Raw genomic sequence first — 20,766 nt, forward strand, 5'->3', positions numbered from 1 at the left:
CCGGCACAAGGCCGGGGTGACGGGCGATGGGGGCAGGGAAGATCGATCCCCGTCCGGCCGCCGATCCGTCCTAGCCCACCGCCATCCGTCGCGCGTCTTCCTCCACCAGCCGTTCGAGGGTGGTGAGGGGAACGGCGCCGCGGCGGATCACCTCATGGAAGCGTTTGAGGTCAAACTTGTCGCCCGCGATCTCCTGCGCCTTCTTGCGCGCGCGGACCCAGCTGGTGTGGCCGATCTTGTAGCTGCACGCCTGCCCCGGCTGGGTGCAGTAGCGTTCGATCTCGCGCTGCGAGCGTGGGCGGGCGAAACCGACGGTGTTGACCATATAGTCTGTTGCCTGCTCGCGGGTCCATTTCTTGGCATGGATGCCAGTGTCGATCACCAGCCGCGCCGCGCGGAACAGGAAGGACTGGAGATAGCCTGCGCGCTCGAGGTCGCTGGCATAGGCGCCAAGCTCGTCGGCAACCTGCTCGGCATAGAGCGCCCAGCCTTCGCTATAGGCGCCGAAGAAGCTGAACTTGCGGATCATCGGACCTTCGGCACCCTGCGATGTGCTGATCTGCAGGTGATGGCCCGGCAACCCTTCATGATAGGTCAGTGAGGGCAGGGTATATTTCGGCCAGTCGCCGACGCTTTTCAGATTGATGAAGTAGATCGCCGGGCGTGAGCCATCGAGAGCGGCGCGATTGTAATAGCCGTTCGACGCGCCATCCTGAATCTCGACCGGCACTGCGCGGATTTCGAGCGGCGCCTTGGTCGGATCGATGAACATCTTCGGCAGCAGCTTGGCGACCTTGTCATTGTCGACGTTGAGCGATTTGATGAGGTCGATCCGGCCTTGGGCGGTATCGGGCCAGAGCTGATCGGGGCGCTGGTTGAGTGCGGTCAACCGCTCGCCGACGCTGCCCTTGGTCAGCCCCTGTGCCTTCAGGATAGCGTCCAGCTCTGCGCTGATCTGCGCGACCTCCTCAAGCCCGATCTTGTGGACCTCGTCGGGCGTGAAGTTGGTAGTGGTCGCCTGCGCCAGCGCCGCAGCGTAGATGCCGTCGCCTTGCGGCACGTCCCACACGCCTGCGGTGGTGCGGGCCCTGGCGCGCTGTGCCTTGATCAGTGCGATTTGGCGGTCGAGCGCGGGATAGACCGATGCGTCGATGATCTTGGCGGCGCGCGCGCGCCACGCGCCGGGGATGCCCTTGGCCGTGGTGCGCTGGACCAGTGAGCGGGCGATGGTGTTGTCGATCGCGTCCGGCGCGCGCAGCTTCTGCATCTGGTCGATCGTCAAATCGAGGCAGAAGTCGGGCGCGACCACGCCGCGCTTGCCCAGGTCGGCCTGCTCCTGGGTATTATAGTCGAGCGCCTGTCCCATCTGGTCGAGCCGCGACAGCAGCGCCTCTGCATCTTCCTTGGTCGCGATCGTGTGGGTGGTGTTGAGGAAATCGGGCATCGAGAAATAGATGCCGCCCTGCTGGAAGATCGCGAACGGACGCATAACCGCGTCGAGTTCGAAGCGGTCGCGCGGGACGAGCTGCGTCTTCAGCGAATAAGCGACGATCTCGCGGTCGAGCCTGGAGGTTTCGGACAGCGTCGCTGGATCGACCGCCTCGATCCGCGCGAGCGCTTCCTTGGTCTCTGCCTGCGCCCTCGCTTTGGCTGCGGGCGAGCGATCGGTGAGCTGGCGCTTGAGCGCCGCGCCCGGCCCCTTGTCGAACCCGATCGAGCTTGCGAGCTCGGGCGAGCGCTGGATCGTCTTCTTGAGCACATCATCGAAGATCGCGTTGAGACCGGCATCGCCCGGCCCGGGAAGCTTGATTTCGGTTTGTGCGGCGCGAGCGACCACCGGAGATGCGGCGAGCGCTGCAGTTGCGGTGCCGGAGGCGAGGAAGGTGCGACGATCCAAGGGAAGGGCCTTTCAGGCTAGCGGGTGATTCGGCTGGGAGCGATGCAGCGGAAGTTGCCACTACGTACCCCCCGTTTCTCCTTCTTCCCGCAGCACCAGCGTGTGCGAGTGAGCGAAGGGAAGTCGAACATCCGCCAAGGCAAGCAAAACGGTTGCAACATTGCAACCGCGATCCTGCAAACGGCATCCGATACGCGGAGGGTCAGACGCGCTCGGCCGAGCTCACCGCGTCGGCCGCGCGCAAGGCACCTATCAATTTCATCAGATGCGCTGCGTCGCGCACCTCCAGATCGATCATGTTGGTGTGGAAGGTGGTGTCGCGCGTGTCGAAGCGGATGTTGAGGATGTTCGCCTTGTGCTGGCCGAGCAGCGTCGCGACGGCGCCGAGCGCGCCGGGCTCGTTCTTGACCGTAACCGCGATGCGCGCGGTGCCGCCCTCGGCCTTGTCGCCCCAGCCGATATCGATCCAGTCCTTGTCCTCGACTTTGTCGAGCCTGGGGCAGCTGATCTGGTGAATCTCGATCGGTTCGTCGGGCTGGCGCACGCCGACGATGCGATCGCCGGGGATCGGGTGGCAGCAAGGGGCGAGGGTGAAGGCAACACCGGGGGTGAGGCCCTTGATCGAGATCGGCTCGCGTGCAGTGGGGAGGGGAGCGAGATCGCCCTCGGTAGACCCCGGCATCAGCGCTTCCATCACCTGCACGTCGGACAGCTTGCGCCGCGCAATCGCCTCCATCAGCGCATCGGCGTCGTCCAGCTTGAGGCGGGTGAGTGCGGCACCCAATGCTTCCTCGCCGATCGGGACGGGCAGGCGGCGGACGATGTCGTCGTAGAGCTTGCGGCCGAGAGAAATCGTCTCGTCCAGTTCCTTGTGCCGCAAATGCCGACGGATCGCGGCGCGCGCCTTACCGGTGATCGCGAAATTCAGCCAATTGTCCTGCGGCTGCTGGGCTTTGGAGCGCAGGATCGCCACCTGATCGCCCTGCTGGATTTCGGTGCGCAGCGGGACGACCTGACCGTTGATCTTCGCGCCCACCGCCTGATCACCCAGATCGGTATGCACGGCATAGGCGAAGTCGATAGGGGTCGCGCCCTTGGGAAGCTGGATCAGCTCGCCCTTGGGTGAGAAGGCGAAGATCCGGTCCTGATACATCGCCATCCGGGTGTGCTCGAGCAGCTCTTCCGGGCTTTCGGCGGTCTCGAGGATTTCGACCAGATCCTGGATCCAGCGGACCTGCGTGTCAGGGCGCACGCCCGACTGTTTATAGGCCCAGTGCGCGGCGAGGCCGTGCTCGGCCTGGGCGTGCATTTCCTGCGTCCGGATCTGAATTTCGACACGGGTGTCGCCGGCGTGCATCACCGTGGTGTGCAGCGAGCGATAGCCGTTGCGCTTGGGGGTCGAGATGTAATCCTTGAACCGGCCCGGCACGAACGGCCAGCGGCGGTGGATGATGCCGAGCGCGCGGTAACATTCCTCTTCGGTACCGACGATCGCGCGGAACGCCATGATATCGGAAAGCTGCTCGAAGCTGACGTGTCGCTCCGACATCTTTTTCCAGATCGAATAGGGATGTTTCTCACGCCCCAGCACTTCGGTATCGACGCCGCCGCGCGACAGCAGCAATTTGAAGCCTGATCCGATCTTGGCGATGCGATCCTCGCCCTCGACCTTCAGCGCCTCCAGCCGCTTGATAATCGATTCATAGGCCTCGGGCTCAAGCTCGCGAAAGGCGAGGGTCTGCATTTCGGTCATGAATTCATACATGCCGATCCGCTCGGCGAGCGGGGCGTAGATATCCATCGTCTCGCGCGCGATGCGGCGGCGCTTCTCGGGCTTCGGAATGTGATGAAGCGTGCGCATGTTGTGCAGCCGGTCGGCGAGCTTGACCAGCAGCACGCGGATGTCGTCCGACATGGCGAGCAGGAATTTGCGGAGGTTTTCCGCGGCGCGTTCGTTCTCGGTCTGCGCCTCGATCTTGGAAAGCTTGGTGACTCCGTCCACCAGCCGAGCCACGTTGGGTCCGAACCGCGCCAGGATCTCTTCGGGCGTCGCCACCGTATCCTCGATCGTGTCGTGCAGGATCGCGGTGACGATCGTCTCGTCGTCGAGATGCAGGTCGGTGAGGATGCCCGCGACTTCGATCGGATGACTGAAATAGGGGTCGCCCGACGCGCGCTTCTGGCTGCCATGCGCGTGCATCGAGAAGACGTAAGCGCGGTTGAGAAGCGCTTCATCCGCTTCAGGATCGTAGCTCAGGACCCGATCGACAAGTTCATATTGACGCAACACGTTCTCAAGATGGTGCGACGGGCTGCTGCTTTGCAATATGTTTCAACGCAAAACGGGCACCGGCAACGCCGATGCCCGTTTCGGTGTGGCTTTGGTGTGACTTACTTGGCGCGCGCGTTGCAGGCAGCGAGCGCTTCGGCATCGAACGCGGTGCCGGCAACGGTGAAGGCCGACAGGGCGCCGATGCGCTGCACGGCGCGCTCGCAAACGACCTTGTCCTGCGATCCCGCGCGGGGGGCGGTGCAGACGGTGTCCTTGCACTTCCAGATCGTGTTCTGCGTGACGAAGCTGGACTTACCGGGGGCCGCGACTGCGGTCGCGGCATAGTGGCTGCCCGACTGGGCCAGAGCAGCGGCGGGCATGAACGCCGCGACCGACAGCGCGGCGGCGGCAAGCGAGACGAGGCGGGTCATGGTGATACTCTCCCTGGGGTACGCAACAAAGGTTGCGAATCGCAACTTACTAAACTAGAGGTTAGGTTGCAAACAAAAACTGGTGTTGCATTGCGGCAACTTAAGCGGTTTGTCCACCAGTGAATTTGGAGTAGGTTCAACGGTTATGGGTCACAGTGGACTGCGAGAACCGCTTCGTCAGTTGGCCGCCAACTGCAGCCTGCCCGCCGCGCTTGAGGCGATGGGTGAGCGTTGGTCCTTCCTCATTCTGCGCGGGTCGTTCAACGGCCTCTATCATTTCGAGGAATTCCAGTCGGAACTGGGCATCGCCCGCAATATCCTGGCCAACCGGTTGGCGCGGCTGGTTGATCACGGGATTCTGGCGCGCCAGACCTGCGACGACGACCGGCGCAAGGTCGAATACCGGCTGACTGACAAGGGCTTTGCGCTGTTGCCGACGATGGTCGCTCTGCGCCAATGGGGCGAGCGTTGGGAGACGGGCACGCCGGCGACGCCGGTGCTGGTCGATGCGCGCGACCATCGGCGGATAGCGCCGGTACAGGTGATGAGCCATGACGGCCGGCCGCTGACCAAGCATGACCTGCTCTGGTCCCTGCCCGAAGATGTTGCGGGCGAGGGACGCAACGCCGCGGAGGCCGCGGAGTAAGCGCAGGCTGAATCAGTCGGTGGGAAGCATGCGTCGCCGGACCGCCGACGGTACTGGTGCGGACGTGCCCGCATCCAGATCGACATTGACGTAGACCAGCTCGATCACCGTATGCAGCGCGCCGGTTTCGGCATGGCATAGCTCGACCCGGCTGGTGAGGCTCGAATTGCCGATCCGCTCGGTCCGGATCCACGCATCGATCTCATCGCCGTAGCGGAAGGGCGCCTTGAAATCGACGGTGGCGCGGGCGACGTGAAACTCCATGCCGGCCCATTCCGGCAACTCGGAGAGCTTCAGCCAGCGCCAATATTCGCTGAGCGCGACATCGGCATATTCGAGGTAGCGCGAGTTGAAGACGACCTTTTGCCCGTCGATCTCGGAATAGCGGACGCGAAGGCGCGTCGAGAAGTCGAAGCCTTCGCGTCCCATTAGGTGTCAGGCCGATTTGACGCCGGTGTTGACGCCCATCGACTGGAGATATTTGCGCACGTTGCGCGCTGCCTGACGCAGGCGCTGCTCGTTCTCGACCATCGCGATACGGACGAACCCCTCGCCATTTTCGCCATAGCCGACGCCGGGTGCGACCGCGACTTTGGCGTGGCTGAGAAGTTGTTTCGAGAACTCCAGGCTGCCGAGATGCGCGAGCGCCGGCGGTAGCGGCGCCCAGGCGAACATCGAGGCGGCCGGCGCGGGGATGTCCCAGCCGGCGCGACCGAAGCTCTCGACCAGCACGTCACGGCGCTTGTGATAGAGCTCGCGGTTCTTCTCGACGATGTCCTGTGGGCCGTTGAGCGCGGCGCACGCCGCGGCCTGGATTGGCGTAAAGGCGCCATAATCGAGATAGGATTTCACACGGCTCATCGCCGCGATCAGATGCTTGTTGCCGACCGCGAAGCCGATCCGCCAGCCGGCCATCGAATAGGTCTTGGAGAGCGAGGTGAACTCGATCGCCACGTCCTTCGCGCCCGGCACCTGCAGGATCGAGACCGTCGGCTTGCCGTCGTAATAAAGCTCCGAATAGGCAAGGTCGGAGATGATCCACACCTTGTTCTCGCGCGCCCAGGCGACGAGCCGCTCGTAGAAGGCGAGGTCCACCGTTTCCGCTGTCGGGTTCGACGGATAGTTCACCACCAGGATGCTCGGCCGCGGCACGGTGAAGTTCATTGCGCGCTCGAGGCTCTCGAAATAGCGCTCGTCGGGCGTGGTCGGCACCGCGCGGATCGTCGCGCCCGCGATGATGAAGCCGAAGGTGTGGATCGGGTAGGACGGGTTCGGCGCGAGGATCACGTCGCCGGGGGCCGTCATCGCAGTGGCGAGGCTGGCCAGCCCCTCCTTCGACCCCATGGTCACGACAACCTCGCTCTCGGGGTCGACATCGACACCGAAGCGGCGGCCATAATAGTTCGCCTGCGCACGACGCAGTCCGGGAATGCCCTTGGACTGCGAATAGCCGTGGGCGGAGGGTTTCTGCGCAACCTCGCACAATTTGTCGATGACGTGCTGGGGCGGCGGCAGATCGGGATTGCCCATGCCGAGATCGATAATGTCCTCGCCCGCCGCTCGTGCCGCTGCCCGCATCCCGTTGACTTCGGCGATGACGTAGGGCGGCAGGCGCTTCATGCGGTAGAATTCTTCGGACATCGTATTTCTCGGTGAGCTCCTCTTGAGGTCGCGCAGGATGCGCGGGGCCGTTATACAGGGACCGGGCATGGGTGCCAGAGGAGAGGCGCGTGGTGGCGGAAAAGAAAAAGACGGCGGCGAACAAGGCCGCGAAACCAACCAAACCCCGCAAGCCAGCCGCCAAACCCAAGAAGCCGGATACCAAAGCCGAGGCACCGTCGACTCCTGAACCTGAGGTCGCTGCATCGCCAAGCCTCGAGGATCTCCAGCACTGGACCTGGATATGGGGCCGCGCGCAGCAGATGCTGATGGAGCAGGGCTTCGACCTGATGGCGAAGGCCCCCCCGATGACCCAAATGCCCCAGATGCCATCGATGCCGCCGGTCGATCCGGCAGCGGCGATGCGAGCGGGCGCCGATTTCTGGGCCGACACGATGACGTTGTGGCAGCGCTTCCTTGACCCGTCCAAGGCGGGGACGTTTGAGGAGACTCCGGCACAGGCGCGCGACAAACGGTTCAAGGCGCCGCAATGGCGCGAACAGCCGGTGTTCGACTTCATCCGCCAGAGCTATTTCACCGTATCGGATCATCTGCTCAAAGGCGTGGATTCGATCGAGGGGCTGACGCCCAAGCAGAAAGAACAGGCGCGGTTCGCCACGCAAGGCTTCATCGATGCGATGAGCCCATCCAACTTTCCGGCGACCAATCCTGTAGTGCTCGAGAAGATCGTCGAGACCAAAGGCGAAAGCTTGCTCAAGGGCCTCGCCCATATGCTCAAGGACATGGGCAAGGGGCAGATGACCCAGGCGGCCGAGGGCGCGTTTGCGCTGGGCGAGAATATCGCAATGACGCCGGGCAAGGTGGTCAAGCGCACGCCGCTCTACGAATTGATCCAGTATTCGCCGACGACCGGGACGGTGATCGAAACGCCGCTGCTGATCTTCCCGCCATGGATCAACCGCTTCTACATCCTCGATCTCAGCCCCGAAAAGAGCTTCATCCGCTGGGCGGTGGAGCAGGGACTGACGGTGTTCGTCGTCTCGTGGAAGTCCGCCGATGCATCGATGGCCGATGTGGTGTGGGACGATTATGTCGAGCGCGGACAGATCGACGCGATCGACAGCGTCCGTGACCTGCTGAGCGTCGATGCCGTGCATACGATCGGCTATTGCGTGGCCGGCACCACGCTCGCTGCGACGCTGGCGGTGCTTGCGGCGCGCGGACAGGCGGAGAAGGTCAGGAGCGCGACCTTCTTCACTGCACAGGTCGATTTCAGCGAGGCCGGCGATCTCAATGTCTTTGTCGATGACGAGCAGCTGGCGCTGATCCAGTCGCTGACCACCGACGGCTTTCTCGACGGGCGCTATATGGCCGCGACCTTCAACCTGCTGCGCGGGCGTGACCTCATCTGGAACTATGTGTCGAGCAACTATCTGCTCGGCGAAGACTATATGCCGTTCGACCTGCTCCACTGGAATTCGGACGTTACCAATCTGCCCGCCAAATGGCATGCGAGTTATCTGGCTGATCTTTATCGCGATAACCTGTTGGCTCAGGCGGGCGCGCTCAGCATCGGCTCAACGCCGGTGGACCTGAGCAAGGTCGCGACTCCGGCTTATATTCAGGCTGGGCGAGAGGATCATATCGCGCCGGCACACAGCGTCTGGAAGATCACCGAGCATTTTGCGGGGCCGCTGCGCTTCGTGCTTGCGGGATCGGGGCATATTGCCGGGGTGGTCAATCCGCCCGCCGCGCAGAAATACCAGTATTGGACCAACGAAGCGGGTGCGGCGACTCTCGAAGAGTTTGTTGCGGGTGCGACTGAGACCAAGGGGAGCTGGTGGCCGGACTGGATGGGCTGGATCGAAGGCTTTGGCGAGCCTCGCGCCGACGCGAATGGGTCCAGAATTCCCAAGTCTAATGAAGAGCTTGGTGATGCTCCAGGGTGGTATGTGAAGACCCGTTGAAGTTTTTTGTGCACTGCACAAAAATCTGTCTTGAAACTGTCGCGTCCAAAGCGTATATGCTGCATCGCAACAATCGCTGCGAGGACGTTCAATGGCCAGCAAGGCTCCACGTACCGGTGCAAAGAAGCCGGTTGCGAAGACGCAGGTGAACAAGCCCAAGGCAGTAGCGCCGAAGGCCGAAGCCCTGAAGGCTGCTCCAATTGCCGTCGAAGCAGCGCCAGTAATCGAAACCCCGGTCGTCGAACCGGTGATCGAAACCGTAACTCAGCCCGCCGAAGTATTGGCGGAGACGCTTACCCAGACCGCCGAGGAAGCCGCCGCGCCGGTCGCAAAGATCATCGAAGACACCGCCTCCAGGATGGCGGAAACCGCAACCAAGGGAACTGACATCATGGAAAACACCATCGAGAAGACCCAGGCGCTGTTCGCCGACTTCAGCGAGCGCACCAAGGCGACCGTCGAAAAGAACACCAAGCTGGCCGGTGAATTCACCGAATTCGCCAAGGGCAATGTCGAAGCGCTTGTCGAGAGCGGCAAGATCGCTGCCAAGGGCTTCGAGGCTCTGGGTCAGGACGCCGCCGAGTACAGCCGCAAGTCGTTCGAGAACGCGACCGCGACGCTGAAGAACCTGTCGGCGGTCAAGACCCCGGCCGACTTCTTCAAGCTGCAGAGCGACTATGTCCGCTCGGTCTTCGACTCGGTCGTCGCCGAAACCTCGAAGAACACCGAAGCGTTCATCAAGCTGGCCGGTGACGCCGCTCAGCCGATCTCCAGCCGCGTTGCGGTTGCGGTCGAGAAGGTGAAGACCGCGGCGTAATCGCCACGGTACCGAACGAACAAATGGGGCGGCCGCGCAAGCGGTCGCCCTTTTTGCTATTCCGCCTGCGGGATGGCGCGCGCTGCTAGCTGTCGCCGGCTTGGTCTATCAGCCGTAGGCGATGCCATTTTCCGCTCGCCAGTTGCCTGCGGACCCGGATCAGGTAGCGCTCGGGCGGCAGTGGACGCTTCGCCTTGTGCCTGTGTTGATTGCAGAAGCGGCAGGCCGCGACCAGGTTTTGTCTTTCGTCAGACCCGCCGTTGCAACGCGCTTGCAAATGTTCGACGGTCGCTTGCAGCTGCTGCGCTTGGATGGTCGAGATATCGTGCTGCGTGGCAAAGTCGCCGACGGCCTTGCGCCACATCGGCTGACGGCAATAGTGGCACTGGCCGTTCTGACGAGGGAACAGGTGCTTGAGATGGCAGGATAAGCCCATACGTAACGCTCCGACTAAAAATCCATCGATTGAAAGTCGCGGTTACGCTCCGGCCGAAGCCGTCCGAGGCGGGTGAGCTGTTGCTCGCGTACAAAGCAGCCTCAGGCTGTACTCCGCAGGCCTCATATGGTCGCCGTCTGGCTTGACCATCAGGTGAAGCTGCCTCGCTGCGATCGAATTTGCAAGACGCGTGGAAAGTTGATGTCGGCGAGGAAAGGCACATATGTCGCCTCTCAATCGCCCGCCTCCACGAAAATAAGGGTTACTGCCCTTGCCCTCGATTCACCGGTGCCATATTTTTGAAGCCCTCATGACAGTGCCGCTCCACCTGATTTCGATGGCTGACGATGCCGACCGCGACGATGATGGCGATGCATCGACCGGCGTCGCCACGCGCACGCGCGCGAAAACCAAGAAGCCCACGCCCTATCGCGTGCTGATGCTCAACGACGACTACACGCCGATGGAGTTCGTCGTGCTGGTGCTCCAGCGCTTCTTCAAGATGGACATGGAGCAGGCGACTCAGGTGATGCTGAGCGTCCATCAGCGCGGCGTGGGCGTGTGCGGCGTGTTCACCTATGAGGTCGCGGAGACCAAGGTTGCGCAGGTGATCGACTTTGCCCGCCAGAACCAGCATCCGCTCCAATGCACGCTGGAGAAGGCCTGACCCGGTCCAAGCCCGGGCCCGTTGACGTCAGCCACGCTTGCGCGCGGCCCGCGAGTCGATAGAAGCCCGAAAATGGACCGTATCCTCATTCGCGGCGGCAAGCGCCTTTCCGGAACCATCGCCATCTCGGGCGCGAAGAATTCGGCGCTCGCGCTGATGCCCTGCGCGCTGCTGACCGACGAGCCGTTGACGCTGCGCAATCTGCCGCGGCTCGCCGATGCCGATGGCTTCGGGCATCTGCTCAACGAGCTTGGCGCGTCGACCGCGATCGAGGGTACTCGCCCCAACGACTTTGGCCGCGTGCTGACGGTCCGCGCCTCGCGCCTGACCTCGACCGTCGCGCCCTATGACATCGTGCGGAAAATGCGCGCATCGATCCTGGTGTTGGGGCCGTTGCTGGGCCGGGCAGGGGAGGCGACCGTCTCGCTGCCGGGCGGCTGCGCGATCGGCAACCGGCCGATCGACCTGCATTTGAAGGCGCTTGAGGCGATGGGCGCGGAGATCGAGCTGGCGGCGGGCTACGTCAAGGCGACTGCGCCAGGCGGGCGGCTGGCGGGCGGACGTTATCGTTTCCCGGTGGTGTCGGTGGGTGCGACCGAGAATGCGCTGATGGCCGCCGCAACGGCCAAGGGCACGACGGTGCTGGAGAATGCTGCGCGCGAGCCGGAGATCGTCGACCTCTGCAACCTGTTGGTGGCGATGGGCGCGTCGATCGACGGGATCGGCAGCGAGACGCTGACGATTGAGGGACGCGATCGACTGCACGGCGCGACCTATAAGGTGATGCCCGACCGGATCGAGGCGGGCAGCTATGCCTGCGCCGCAGCGATCACCGGCGGCGACGTGTTCCTTCAGGGCGCCAAGGCCGACGACATGCGCGCGACGCTCGACGCGCTGGTCGAGGCGGGCGTGACCGTCGAGGAGAAGGCGGATGGCGTGCGGATCGCCGCCAATGGTCCGCTCAGGCCGCTGACGCTCTCGACTGCACCCTATCCGGGCTTCGCCACCGACATGCAGGCGCAGTTCATGGCGATGCTGTGCAAGGCGGATGGCGCGAGCGTGCTGACCGAGACGATCTTCGAGAACCGCTACATGCACGTGCCTGAACTGACGCGCATGGGGGCGAATATCGACGTTCGCGGCAGGACCGCGGTGGTGCACGGGGTCGACAGACTGGTCGGTGCGCCGGTGATGGCGACCGATCTGCGCGCATCGATGAGCCTGATCCTCGCCGGCCTGATCGCCGATGGCGAGACCCAGGTCAGCCGCATCTACCACCTCGACCGCGGTTACGAGCGGCTCGAGGAAAAGCTTCAGGGCGTGGGTGCGGACATCGAACGCGTCGGTGACGGCTGAAGTTCACGCTGGTATCCGCGGTCACGACACGACTCGCGGGAGCAATCGAATGAAGCGGATCACCGTGACGGCGCTGGGTGCGCTGGCGCTGGCAGGCTGTGCGCAGCATCGGGCCGACGGCCCGGCCGCGCCGGTGACGGTCAAGATCATCGCCTTCAACGATTTCCACGGCGCGCTGGAGACGCCGGGGCGGGCGATCGACGTGCAGGCGGCCGACGGATCGGTGGCCAAGGTGCCGGCAGGCGGTGCGGCCTATTTCGCGACCGCGGTGAGGTCGCTGAAGGCCAAGGCCGCGCACAGCATCGTGGTCGCGGCGGGGGACCTCACCAGTGCGAGTCCGCTGGTTTCGTCGCTGTTCCTCGACGAGCCGACGGTCAAGGCGCTGAGCATGGCGGGGCTTGAGATCAACGCGGCGGGCAACCACGAATTCGACCGCGGGACGCAGGAGCTGAAGCGGCTGCAGAGTGGCGGCTGCGCCAAGCTGACTCAGGTCGAACCCTGCCAGCTCGAGCCGTTCAAGGGCGCAAGCTACACCTATCTCGCCGGCAACACGATCCAGGCGGACGGGACCAGCCTGCTGCCCGGCACCGCGCTGCGTAGCTTCGGTAGCGGGCGCGGCAAGGTGACGATCGGCTTTATCGGGCTGACAACCCGGCTGACCGGCAACTATGTCGATCCGGCGGGGATCAAGGGCATCACCTTTGCCGACGAGGCCGAGACCGCGAACAAGCTGGCCGCCGATCTCAAGGCGAAGGGGGCCGATGCCATCGTGATGCTGGTGCACGAGGGCGGCTATCCCGCGCGTAACGACCAGCCCGCCAAGTGCGATGGCCTGTCCGGGCCGATCGTCGAGATCGCCCAGCGGCTGACCCCGGCGGTAGATGTGATCGTCTCCGGCCACACCCACCGCGCCTATATCTGCGACTATTCCGCCTCTGATCCTGCGCGGCGGCTGCTGCTGACCAGCGCGGGCAATAACGGCGTGATGCTGACCGATATCGACCTGAGCTTCGATCCCGTGACGAAGCACGTGACGGCGAGGCGCGCAGTGCAGGTCATCGTGCAGGGCGACGGCGTGACCAGCAGCGCGGGGCCGGTGAAGCCCAGCGCGGCGTTCCCGACCTTCGCCGCCGATCCCGCGGTTGCAGCGCATGTTGCGCGCTATGCGGCGGCGGCGGAGCCACGCGCCCGGCGGGTGGTGGGCAGGGCGTCGGCGCCGATCCTGCGCGACGAGCATGACGACATGAAGGAATCGCCGCTGGGGCTGCTGATCGCCGATTCGCAGCTCGCGGCGACGCGGGCGAGCGGGGCGCAGGTGGCGCTGATGAACCCGGGCGGGGTGCGCGCCTCGATCGCGGCGACCGACGGCAAGGTGACGTTCGGCGACATCTACACTGTCCAGCCGTTCGGCAATAACCTGCAGGTCAAGGAAATGACCGGGGCGCAGCTGCGTGCGGTGCTGGAGCAGCAATTCGCCAAGACCGATGGCACGGCGTTGCTGTTCCCCGCGGGCCTCACCTACAGCTACGACCTGTCGAAGCCCGCGGGGCAGCGGGTCATAGCGCCGATGATCGGCGGCCAGCCGCTGCGCGACGACGCGGTCTATCGCGTGACGGTCAACGCGTTTCTGGGCGGGGGCGGCGACGGCTTCAGTAGCTTCAAGGCGGGCAAGGATGTCGCGGGCGGGATGCTCGATCTCGACGCGCTGGAGGCCTGGTTCGCGCGCGGGCAGGTCATCGACCCGCCGGTGCTGGGTCGGGCGAAGGATGTCACGCCGCGCTAAGTTGACACGCCCTACCCAGAATGAGCGAAGTAGACACGGCTCTGAGGGCAGGTTGACACGAAACGCATGTTTTCGCGCAAGTGTCAGGCGCGTGCGGAGAGGATTTCAAGGTGTCAAAGAGCGGGCCGGAGGGCATCCGGCGCGCTCAGAGACGAGCAAATCAGTTCCAACATTACAAGGCTGCGGAGAGAGCCTCGTCCTCATACCCGTCGGAGAGGTGGACCCCGGCACAAGGCCGGGGTGACGGACTAAGGGTGATTTTGGGGTGCTTAGCTCCGCACTGCCTTGGCGATGGCGTCGAGCAGGCCGTTGACGAAGCCCTTTTCGCGGCGATCATAGAAGGCGGCGGTGACGTCGAGATACTCGCTGATCGCGGCGCCGGTGGGCACATCGTTGCGGGCGAGCAGCTCATAGGTACCGGCGCGCAGGATCTGGCGCATCGGGCGGTCGAGCCGGTCGAAGCTCCAGTCGCTGCTGAGCTTTGAGGCGATCAGCGCGTCGATCTCGTCGCGGCGCGCATCGACGCCCTTGACGATATCGTCGAAGAAATCCGCATCGGCGTCGATATACTCCGCCTCCTCGATCGTCGCGCCGAGCCGATGCTGATGGAACTCGGTGAGCAGCTGGGGAAGCGGCGTCTTCTCCATTTCCTGCTGGTAGAGCGCCTGAACGGCGGCGAGCCGCGCGGCGGCGCGGGCTTTCGAGCGGGACTTGGCAGTTGGGCTGGGCATGTATTCTCTCATAGTCCGATCGCCCTGAGTTTGTCGAAGGGCTGTCCTCCTTCTCAGCGGCGGCAAATAAGAACAGGGCTTCGACAAGCTCAGCCCGAACGGGGGTGGCTAAAGCCGAAGCGCTACCGATCTGGCATGCGCCGGCAGGCCCTCCGCCTCGGCCAGCGCGACGGCGGCCGGGCCGATAGCGGCGAGGCCCGCGGCGTCGAGCGCGAGGAAGCTGGTGCGTTTCATGAAATCCAGCACCGACAAACCGCTGGCGAAGCGCGCACGGCGGCCGGTGGGCAGGACGTGGTTGGGGCCGGCGACATAATCGCCGATCGCCTCGGGCGTCATGCGGCCGAGGAATACCGAACCGGCATGGCGCACGCGCGCGAACAGCGCGTCGGGATCGTCGCAGGCGAGCTCAAGATGCTCGGGGGCGAGGCGATTGACCAGCGGGATCGCCTCGTCGAGCGAGCCGGTGAGGATGATCGCGCCATTGGCGTCCCAGCTCTCCCGCGCGACCTTCTTGGTCGACAGCGTGCCGATCTGGCGGTCGACCGCATCGGCGACCTTACCCGCGAAGATCGCATCGTCGGTGAGCAGGATCGACTGGCTGGTCGGATCATGCTCGGACTGGCTCAACAGATCGGCGGCGATCCATTCGGGATCATTCCTGCCGTCGGCCACCACGACGATCTCGGAAGGTCCGGCGACCATGTCGATGCCGACGACGCCGTAGAGCTGACGCTTGGCCTCTGCCACCCAGGCGTTGCCAGGGCCGGTGATAACGTCGACCGCGGCGATGCGGCCGGTGCCATAGGCGAGCGCTGCGATCGCCTGCGCACCGCCGACACGCCACATTTCGTCCACCCCGGCGATATGCGCGGCGGCGAGGACGAGCGGGTTGACCTCGCCATTCGGGGTCGGGGTGACCATGACGAGGCGATCGACCCCCGCGACCTTGGCCGGGATCGCGTTCATCAACACGGAAGAGGGATAGGCCGCGCGGCCGCCGGGAACATAGACGCCGGCCGCCTCGACTGCCTGCCAGCGTGCGCCGGTGCGGACGCCCGCGGCATCGATGGTGTCGCTGTCGGCGGGCTTCTGCTTCTCGTGATAGGCGGTGATACGGTCGGCGGCGAGCTGGAGCGCGTCACGCAGCTTCGGCTCGAGCGCGTCGAACGCGGCGACGCAATCGGCCTTCTCGATCCGCCATCCGGTGTCGTTGAGGTCGTGGCGGTCGAACTTGCGCGTGAAGGCGTGGAGCGCAGCGTCGCCCTCGTCGCGGACGGACGCGACAATCGTGCGCACGTCGCGCGCGACATCGGCGTCGGCTTCACGGCGAGCGTCGACCAGCTCGCGGAAGGCCTGAGCGAAGCCGGGTTCGCTGGTCGAGAGGCGGATCATGCGGCCTCGACCGCGCGGCGGAAGGCATCGACCAGCGGTACGATCTCCGGCCGGGTCTTGAACGCGGCGCGGTTAGCGACGAGCCGGCTTGAGACTTCCATGATCGTCTCGACTTCGACCAGTCCGTTCTCCTTGAGCGTGCGGCCCGAGGAAACGAGGTCGACGATGCGCGGGGCGAGGCCAAGCAACGGCGCCAGCTCCATCGCACCGTTGAGCTTGATGCACTCGGCCTGCACGCCGCGTGCCTCGAAATGGCGGCGGGTGAGCGAGGGGTATTTGGTGGCGACGCGGACATGGCTCCAGCCGCGCGGATCGTCAGTCGCGGCGAGCTCGGCCGGTTCGGCGACCGACAGGCGGCAATAGCCGATGCCGAGATCGACCGGGGCGTAGAGCTCCGAATAGGCGAACTCACCGAGCACGTCCGAGCCGACGATGCCGAGTTGCGCCGCGCCGTGCGCGACGAAGGTCGCGACGTCGAATGCGCGGACGCGGATCAGGTCGATATCGGAGCGGTTGGTCTTGAATCGCAGCGCGCGGCTGCCCTCATCCACAAAGGCGGGTTCGGGGATGATCCCGGCGTGCGCGAGCAGGGGAAGCGCCTCTTCGAGGATGCGACCCTTGGGCACGGCGAGGATGATCGGTTCCGACATGGTGGCGCGCCTTTACTTGGGGGGGCGTGCGGGCGCAACAAGCGCGGGAGATTCGGTGGAGGATAGCGGCGATGCGGGACTGGATGACCTCGAACGATGTGCGGGCCGCCTTCGCCAATCAGGTCGATTACTGCCGGGCGAATGGCGGGACGATCACGATGCGCGTGGTCGAGGGGATTCTGGCCAATCTCGACGGACCCGGCGCGTTCCTGAAGGCGATCCGCGAGTGGAAGGGCGTGCCGATGGCCGATGCGCTGCCATTGCGCGCGGCGGCGGGGCTGCACGCGCTGAACCTGAGCGGAGCCGAGCCGGCGCTGGCTGCGCTCTATGACGAGGATTCCGCGGCGCTGGCGGATGCCGGGCGGCTGGTGGGCGAGGCGATCGCGCGGCATGACGCGGAGTTGCTGCCGTGGCTCGATGGGCCGCCCCAGACCAATGAGGCAGGACGTAGCTGGGGCTATGTTGCCGCGATGCTGTGGTTGGCGGGGCAGGGGCTGCCGCCGCGCTGGGACTGTATCGAGATCGGGTCGAGTGCGGGGATCAACCTGATGATCGACCGCTACCGCTATGACCTGGGCGGTGTTGAAGTTGGACCAGCGGAGTCGGGGATGCGGATTGCGCCCGAATGGCGCGGACCACCGCCGCCGGCGGTTCCGGCGGGCTGGGGGTTTGACGCGATCCGCGGATGTGATGTCGCGCCGGTCGACCTGACCGACCCGGCGCAGCTGTTACGGCTGCGCGCATTCGTGTGGCGCGAACATACCGAGCGGTTCGCGCGGCTGGATTTCGCGGCGCATTCGGCGGGTGAGAAGAAGCCCGATCTGGTGCAGGCCGATGCGGCGGAGTTCGTCGAGGCGGCGCTGGCGCGACCACAGGCGGCGGGCACGACACGCGTTCTGATGCACTCGATCGTCTGGCAGTATCTGGGCGATGCGCGGCGGGCGCGGATCACCGCGGCGATGGAAGAAGCCGGCGTGCGTGCGAGTGCGGAACGACCGCTGGCGTGGATCATGCTGGAAGCGAACCGCGAGACGCTGCAACACGAACTGGTGGTGCGATATTGGCCGGGCGGGGCGGAGCCGCACTTGCTGGGCAAGGCGCATCCGCATGGCGCATGGGCGGAGTGGGTGGCATGAAGACGACCAATTATCGCGATACCCTGATCACGGCTTCGCCTGACACGCCGGTGACGGCGAGCGTGACCCCCGAGAAACCGGATTCGGTCGCAGGCGCGCAGCACGCGCTGCTGGCCGGGCGGCCCTATGTACTGACGAGCGATGACCTGCTCCATGCTGCGCATGTCGCGCGCGGTGGGGACAAGGATCGCGCGACCTTCTTCGCCAAGCCGCAGGCGTGTTTGCGCGTGTCGCCGCTGGTGAAACAGTTCGGCTGGGGCATCCACCATGATGCCGAAGGTCGTATCGCGCTGGTCGGGATGGAGAGCGATGACTATGCGCGGCTGCTCGCCGACCCGGCGGTGAAGAAGGCGCCGGGGATGCGCAGGGCTCGCTAGGGCAGCCAGTCCTGGATGGCGGCAGTGACTGCTTCGGGCTTTTCCCAGGGGACGAAGTGGCCGGCATCGATCTTGACGATCTTGAGGTCGGGGACCAGCTGGTCGAGCCCTTCGAGCTGGATCGGGAGCAGCGCCGTGTCGCCCATCCCCCAGATCACCAGCACCGGCATCTGCAACGGCGGGAAGGGGCCGTTGAGAAAGGCGGGACGCTCGGGCGTCTCGTCGATTCCGGGCACGACGATGGCGCTGGCGCGATACCAGTTGAGCATCGCGGTCATCGCACCGGGCTGGCCCCATTCGTCGAGATACGCATCGCGCTCCGGGGCTAGCAGCGCGGGATCGGCGTGCCGGGCGAAAGTGGTGTCGAAGAAGGTGCCAAGGCCCATCGCTTCGAGCTGCGCCTCGAGACCGGGGTTGCGGAAAAGGCGGATATACTGGCTGGCGGCGCGCTGCTCCATGTCGTCGAACAGCGACTTCTGGAAGACGAAGGGGTGAGGGGCGTTGACGATGATCAGCCGCTCGATCCGGTTCGGATGCTGGAGCGCGGCCATCCACGCGATCGCGCCACCCCAGTCATGGCCGACCAGGACGAAGCGATCCTTCCCGAAATGGTCGGCAAGCGCGATCAGGTCGCCGACGGTCTTGTCGGGGGTGTAGTTCTCCGTACCCCCGGGCTTGGACGAGCGGGCGAAGCCGCGCTGGTCGGGGGCGATGACGAAATGGGTCTTCGCCAGCTCCGGGATCTGGTGTCGCCAGGTGCGGTGCGACTCCGGAAAGCCGTGGAGCAGGACGATCGCGGGTTGGGCAGGATCGCCCGCGGTGGCGACGTCGAGCTCGACGCCGGTGGACAATGCGATCCGCTGAAGCTCGAAACCCGCCATGTATCTCTCCTCTTTCGAATGAAGGGTATGGCGGGTTGCGGGTCGGTTCAAGCCCTCAAGGGTAGCTGACCGTCTTGGGCACTTCGGGGATCGGGATGAATTCCTTGTCGTCGCCCGGCACCTTGGGGAACAGGCCTGCCTTCCAGTCCTCCTTGGCCTGGTTGATGCGGTCGCGGTCCGAGGAGACGAAGTTCCACCAGACATGGCGCGGGGTGGTGAACGCCTCGCCCCCGCACAGCATCACGCGGCCGCCGGATGAGGAGCGCAGCGTCGCGGTGATGCCGGGGCGCAGGACATAGAGCGTCTGTGGTTCCAGCTCCCAGCCGTCGAGCGAGGCCTGGCCCACGGCGACATAAACTGCGCGCTCATCGGCATCGGCGTCGATCGGCACGCTCCCGCCGGCCGCGAGTTCGATATCGGCATAGATGGTGCCGGCATAGGTGGTGGTCGGCGCGCTGGTGCCCCAGAGCGAACCCATGATGACGCGGGCGCGGGCGCCGTTGCTGTCGATGATCGGGAGGTTCGCCGCGGCGACATGCTCGAACGCGGGATCGATCTCTTCGAACCGTTCGGGGAGCGCGAGCCAGGTCTGGATGCCCGAGAGCTCGGGACCGGCGTCGCGCTGGGCCTGAGGCGAGCGCTCGGAATGGACGATGCCGTTGCCGGCGGTCATCAGATTGACCGCGCCCGGCTCGATCGTCGCGAAGGTGCCGATGCTGTCGCGATGGTCGATCGCGCCGGCGAAGAGATAGGTGACGGTGGCAAGGTTGATGTGCGGGTGCGGGCGAACGTCGATGCCGGTGCCGACCTCGAGATGCGCGGGACCCATCTGATCGAAGAAGATGAACGGGCCGACCATCGTCCTCGGGCGGGAGGGCAGGGTGCGGTGTACCTTGAACCCGCCGAGATCATGGGTGGTCGGCAGGATGGTGTGGGTGAAGAGATCGTCGGTCATCATCGTGCCTCCGTCAGGGTGAGCATCGTCCCGAGATCCTCGGGGAAATAGGGTTCGTCGTGGCGTTGCAGCTCGGCGCGGTCGAACCAGCGCCATTCGCGCATCACACGCTGTTCGAGATCGGTATGGCCGTCGCTGTCGATCACGGTCGTTTCGGTGCGTACCGCGAAATAGCGTTCGTCGGCGCTGACCGGAACCCCCTCGATCGTGACGAACTCGACCTGCCGGCGCGCGATCTCGGGTCCGCAATCGAGATCGAGCCCGGTTTCCTCGCGCAACTCGCGGCGCGCAGCCGCTTCATAGCTTTCGCCGGGATCGAGCGCGCCGCCGGGAGTACACCAGAAGGGCGGACGATCGTCCGGCGTGAAGCGGAATAGCAGCACGCGCCCGACAGGATCGGTCAGCAGAATGCGTGAAGCAGGACGCGGTGTGCGCTCGCTCATGCTTCGCCGGGCGCGGTCGCGCGGATCGCGAGCGCGTGGACGCGCTCGACCATGATGTCGCCCAACGCGCGGTTGACCATGCGCTGGCGTTCGAGGCGGGACTTGCCGGTAAAGGCGTCGCTCTCGATCACGACAGTGAAATGCGATTCGCCGCTGCCATCGTCGCCCATATGGCCGCGATGCTTCGCACTGTCGTTGATCACGTCGAGCTTCGATGGGGCGAGCGCCGTGGTGAGGCGAGCGGTGATTTCTGCGGCCGCGGGGCCGGTGGCGGGATGGGTCATCGCGCCTATATAGGCGGTTTTCTAC

21 protein-coding genes are annotated in these 20,766 nt (G+C 65.0%); 8 read left to right on the top strand and 13 right to left on the bottom strand.

What is annotated here, in order from left to right:
• Positions 1–70 precede the first annotated feature (70 nt).
• From AC07NK_RS09700 to AC07NK_RS09710, 3 genes are all read right to left on the bottom strand, one after another.
• Positions 71–1,897, bottom strand: a complete 1,827-nt coding sequence (locus AC07NK_RS09700) for a DUF885 domain-containing protein (RefSeq protein ID WP_495170382.1) — start codon at positions 1,895–1,897, stop codon at positions 71–73.
• A 202-nt stretch (positions 1,898–2,099) separates the two neighbouring features.
• The gene (locus tag AC07NK_RS09705; RefSeq protein WP_495170383.1) at positions 2,100–4,187 is read right to left on the bottom strand and encodes a RelA/SpoT family protein; all 2,088 of its coding nucleotides are present in this window, start codon (positions 4,185–4,187) and stop codon (positions 2,100–2,102) included.
• Between the two features lie 101 nt (positions 4,188–4,288).
• On the bottom strand, positions 4,289–4,600 hold the full coding sequence (locus AC07NK_RS09710; RefSeq protein WP_495170384.1) for a CC_3452 family protein: 312 nt from the start codon (positions 4,598–4,600) through the stop codon (positions 4,289–4,291).
• Positions 4,601–4,745: 145 nt separating this feature from the next.
• Between AC07NK_RS09710 and AC07NK_RS09715 the strand changes: the two genes are divergently transcribed.
• Positions 4,746–5,246, top strand: coding sequence for a winged helix-turn-helix transcriptional regulator (locus AC07NK_RS09715; RefSeq protein ID WP_495170385.1), 501 nt, complete (start codon positions 4,746–4,748; stop codon positions 5,244–5,246).
• A gap of 12 nt (positions 5,247–5,258) precedes the next feature.
• On the opposite strand, the gene AC07NK_RS09720 is transcribed toward AC07NK_RS09715, so the two are convergent.
• Positions 5,259–5,675 (bottom strand): acyl-CoA thioesterase, encoded by a 417-nt coding sequence (locus tag AC07NK_RS09720; RefSeq protein ID WP_495170386.1) that lies wholly within the window; start codon positions 5,673–5,675, stop codon positions 5,259–5,261.
• Positions 5,676–5,681: 6 nt separating this feature from the next.
• Positions 5,682–6,887 carry an LL-diaminopimelate aminotransferase gene (locus AC07NK_RS09725; RefSeq protein ID WP_495170387.1) on the bottom strand — a complete coding sequence of 402 codons (1,206 nt, stop codon included), beginning with the start codon at positions 6,885–6,887 and terminating at the stop codon, positions 5,682–5,684.
• A 260-nt stretch (positions 6,888–7,147) separates the two neighbouring features.
• On the opposite strand from AC07NK_RS09725, the gene AC07NK_RS09730 reads away from it, so the two are divergent.
• Both AC07NK_RS09730 and AC07NK_RS09735 read left to right on the top strand, forming a co-directional pair.
• Complete coding sequence (locus AC07NK_RS09730; RefSeq protein WP_495171000.1) at positions 7,148–8,833, top strand: PHA/PHB synthase family protein; 1,686 nt, start codon at positions 7,148–7,150, stop codon at positions 8,831–8,833.
• A 91-nt stretch (positions 8,834–8,924) separates the two neighbouring features.
• Positions 8,925–9,650 carry a phasin family protein gene (locus AC07NK_RS09735; RefSeq protein ID WP_495170388.1) on the top strand — a complete coding sequence of 242 codons (726 nt, stop codon included), beginning with the start codon at positions 8,925–8,927 and terminating at the stop codon, positions 9,648–9,650.
• 85 nt (positions 9,651–9,735) lie between these two features.
• Here AC07NK_RS09735 and AC07NK_RS09740 read toward each other — a convergent pair whose 3' ends face one another.
• Positions 9,736–10,086, bottom strand: a complete 351-nt coding sequence (locus AC07NK_RS09740) for an HNH endonuclease (RefSeq protein WP_495170389.1) — start codon at positions 10,084–10,086, stop codon at positions 9,736–9,738.
• 337 nt (positions 10,087–10,423) lie between these two features.
• On the opposite strand from AC07NK_RS09740, the gene clpS reads away from it, so the two are divergent.
• The 3 genes from clpS (at position 10,424) to AC07NK_RS09755 (ending at position 13,892) form a co-directional block, all read left to right on the top strand.
• On the top strand, positions 10,424–10,753 hold the full coding sequence (clpS, locus tag AC07NK_RS09745) for an ATP-dependent Clp protease adapter ClpS (protein ID WP_495170390.1): 330 nt from the start codon (positions 10,424–10,426) through the stop codon (positions 10,751–10,753).
• Between the two features lie 72 nt (positions 10,754–10,825).
• Positions 10,826–12,109 carry a UDP-N-acetylglucosamine 1-carboxyvinyltransferase gene (gene murA, locus AC07NK_RS09750; RefSeq protein ID WP_495170391.1) on the top strand — a complete coding sequence of 428 codons (1,284 nt, stop codon included), beginning with the start codon at positions 10,826–10,828 and terminating at the stop codon, positions 12,107–12,109.
• A 49-nt stretch (positions 12,110–12,158) separates the two neighbouring features.
• The gene (locus AC07NK_RS09755) at positions 12,159–13,892 is read left to right on the top strand and encodes a bifunctional metallophosphatase/5'-nucleotidase (RefSeq protein ID WP_495170392.1); all 1,734 of its coding nucleotides are present in this window, start codon (positions 12,159–12,161) and stop codon (positions 13,890–13,892) included.
• A gap of 269 nt (positions 13,893–14,161) precedes the next feature.
• Here the strand turns inward: AC07NK_RS09755 and nusB are convergent, their stop codons facing one another.
• From nusB to hisG, 3 genes are all read right to left on the bottom strand, one after another.
• On the bottom strand, positions 14,162–14,623 hold the full coding sequence (gene nusB / locus AC07NK_RS09760) for a transcription antitermination factor NusB (protein WP_495170393.1): 462 nt from the start codon (positions 14,621–14,623) through the stop codon (positions 14,162–14,164).
• Positions 14,624–14,731: 108 nt separating this feature from the next.
• Positions 14,732–16,015 (bottom strand): histidinol dehydrogenase, encoded by a 1,284-nt coding sequence (gene hisD, locus AC07NK_RS09765; RefSeq protein WP_495170394.1) that lies wholly within the window; start codon positions 16,013–16,015, stop codon positions 14,732–14,734.
• Positions 16,012–16,665, bottom strand: a complete 654-nt coding sequence (hisG, locus tag AC07NK_RS09770; protein ID WP_495170395.1) for an ATP phosphoribosyltransferase — start codon at positions 16,663–16,665, stop codon at positions 16,012–16,014. Before hisG ends, hisD begins: the two co-directional genes overlap by 4 nt.
• Positions 16,666–16,736: 71 nt before the next feature.
• Between hisG and AC07NK_RS09775 the strand changes: the two genes are divergently transcribed.
• Positions 16,737–17,801 (top strand): DUF2332 domain-containing protein, encoded by a 1,065-nt coding sequence (locus AC07NK_RS09775; protein ID WP_495170396.1) that lies wholly within the window; start codon positions 16,737–16,739, stop codon positions 17,799–17,801.
• Positions 17,798–18,178 carry a DUF6157 family protein gene (locus AC07NK_RS09780; protein WP_495170397.1) on the top strand — a complete coding sequence of 127 codons (381 nt, stop codon included), beginning with the start codon at positions 17,798–17,800 and terminating at the stop codon, positions 18,176–18,178. Before AC07NK_RS09775 ends, AC07NK_RS09780 begins: the two co-directional genes overlap by 4 nt.
• On the opposite strand, the gene AC07NK_RS09785 is transcribed toward AC07NK_RS09780, so the two are convergent.
• The 4 genes from AC07NK_RS09785 to AC07NK_RS09800 are packed head-to-tail and all read right to left on the bottom strand — an operon-like array spanning position 18,175 to position 20,741.
• Positions 18,175–19,059, bottom strand: coding sequence for an alpha/beta fold hydrolase (locus tag AC07NK_RS09785; protein ID WP_495170398.1), 885 nt, complete (start codon positions 19,057–19,059; stop codon positions 18,175–18,177). The genes AC07NK_RS09780 and AC07NK_RS09785 overlap by 4 nt on opposite strands.
• A 55-nt stretch (positions 19,060–19,114) precedes the next feature.
• Positions 19,115–20,017: a pirin family protein gene (locus AC07NK_RS09790; RefSeq protein WP_495170399.1), complete on the bottom strand. Its 903-nt coding sequence runs from the start codon at positions 20,015–20,017 to the stop codon at positions 19,115–19,117.
• A complete protein-coding gene (locus AC07NK_RS09795) occupies positions 20,014–20,457 on the bottom strand; it encodes an NUDIX hydrolase (protein ID WP_495170400.1) in 444 nt (147 codons plus the stop codon). The genes AC07NK_RS09790 and AC07NK_RS09795 overlap by 4 nt, the downstream gene beginning before the upstream one ends.
• Complete coding sequence (locus tag AC07NK_RS09800) at positions 20,454–20,741, bottom strand: BolA family protein (RefSeq protein WP_495170401.1); 288 nt, start codon at positions 20,739–20,741, stop codon at positions 20,454–20,456. The genes AC07NK_RS09795 and AC07NK_RS09800 overlap by 4 nt, the downstream gene beginning before the upstream one ends.
• Positions 20,742–20,766 lie beyond the last annotated feature (25 nt).

This window comes from Sphingomonas sp. GW821-FHT09B04, from assembly GCF_059418285.1.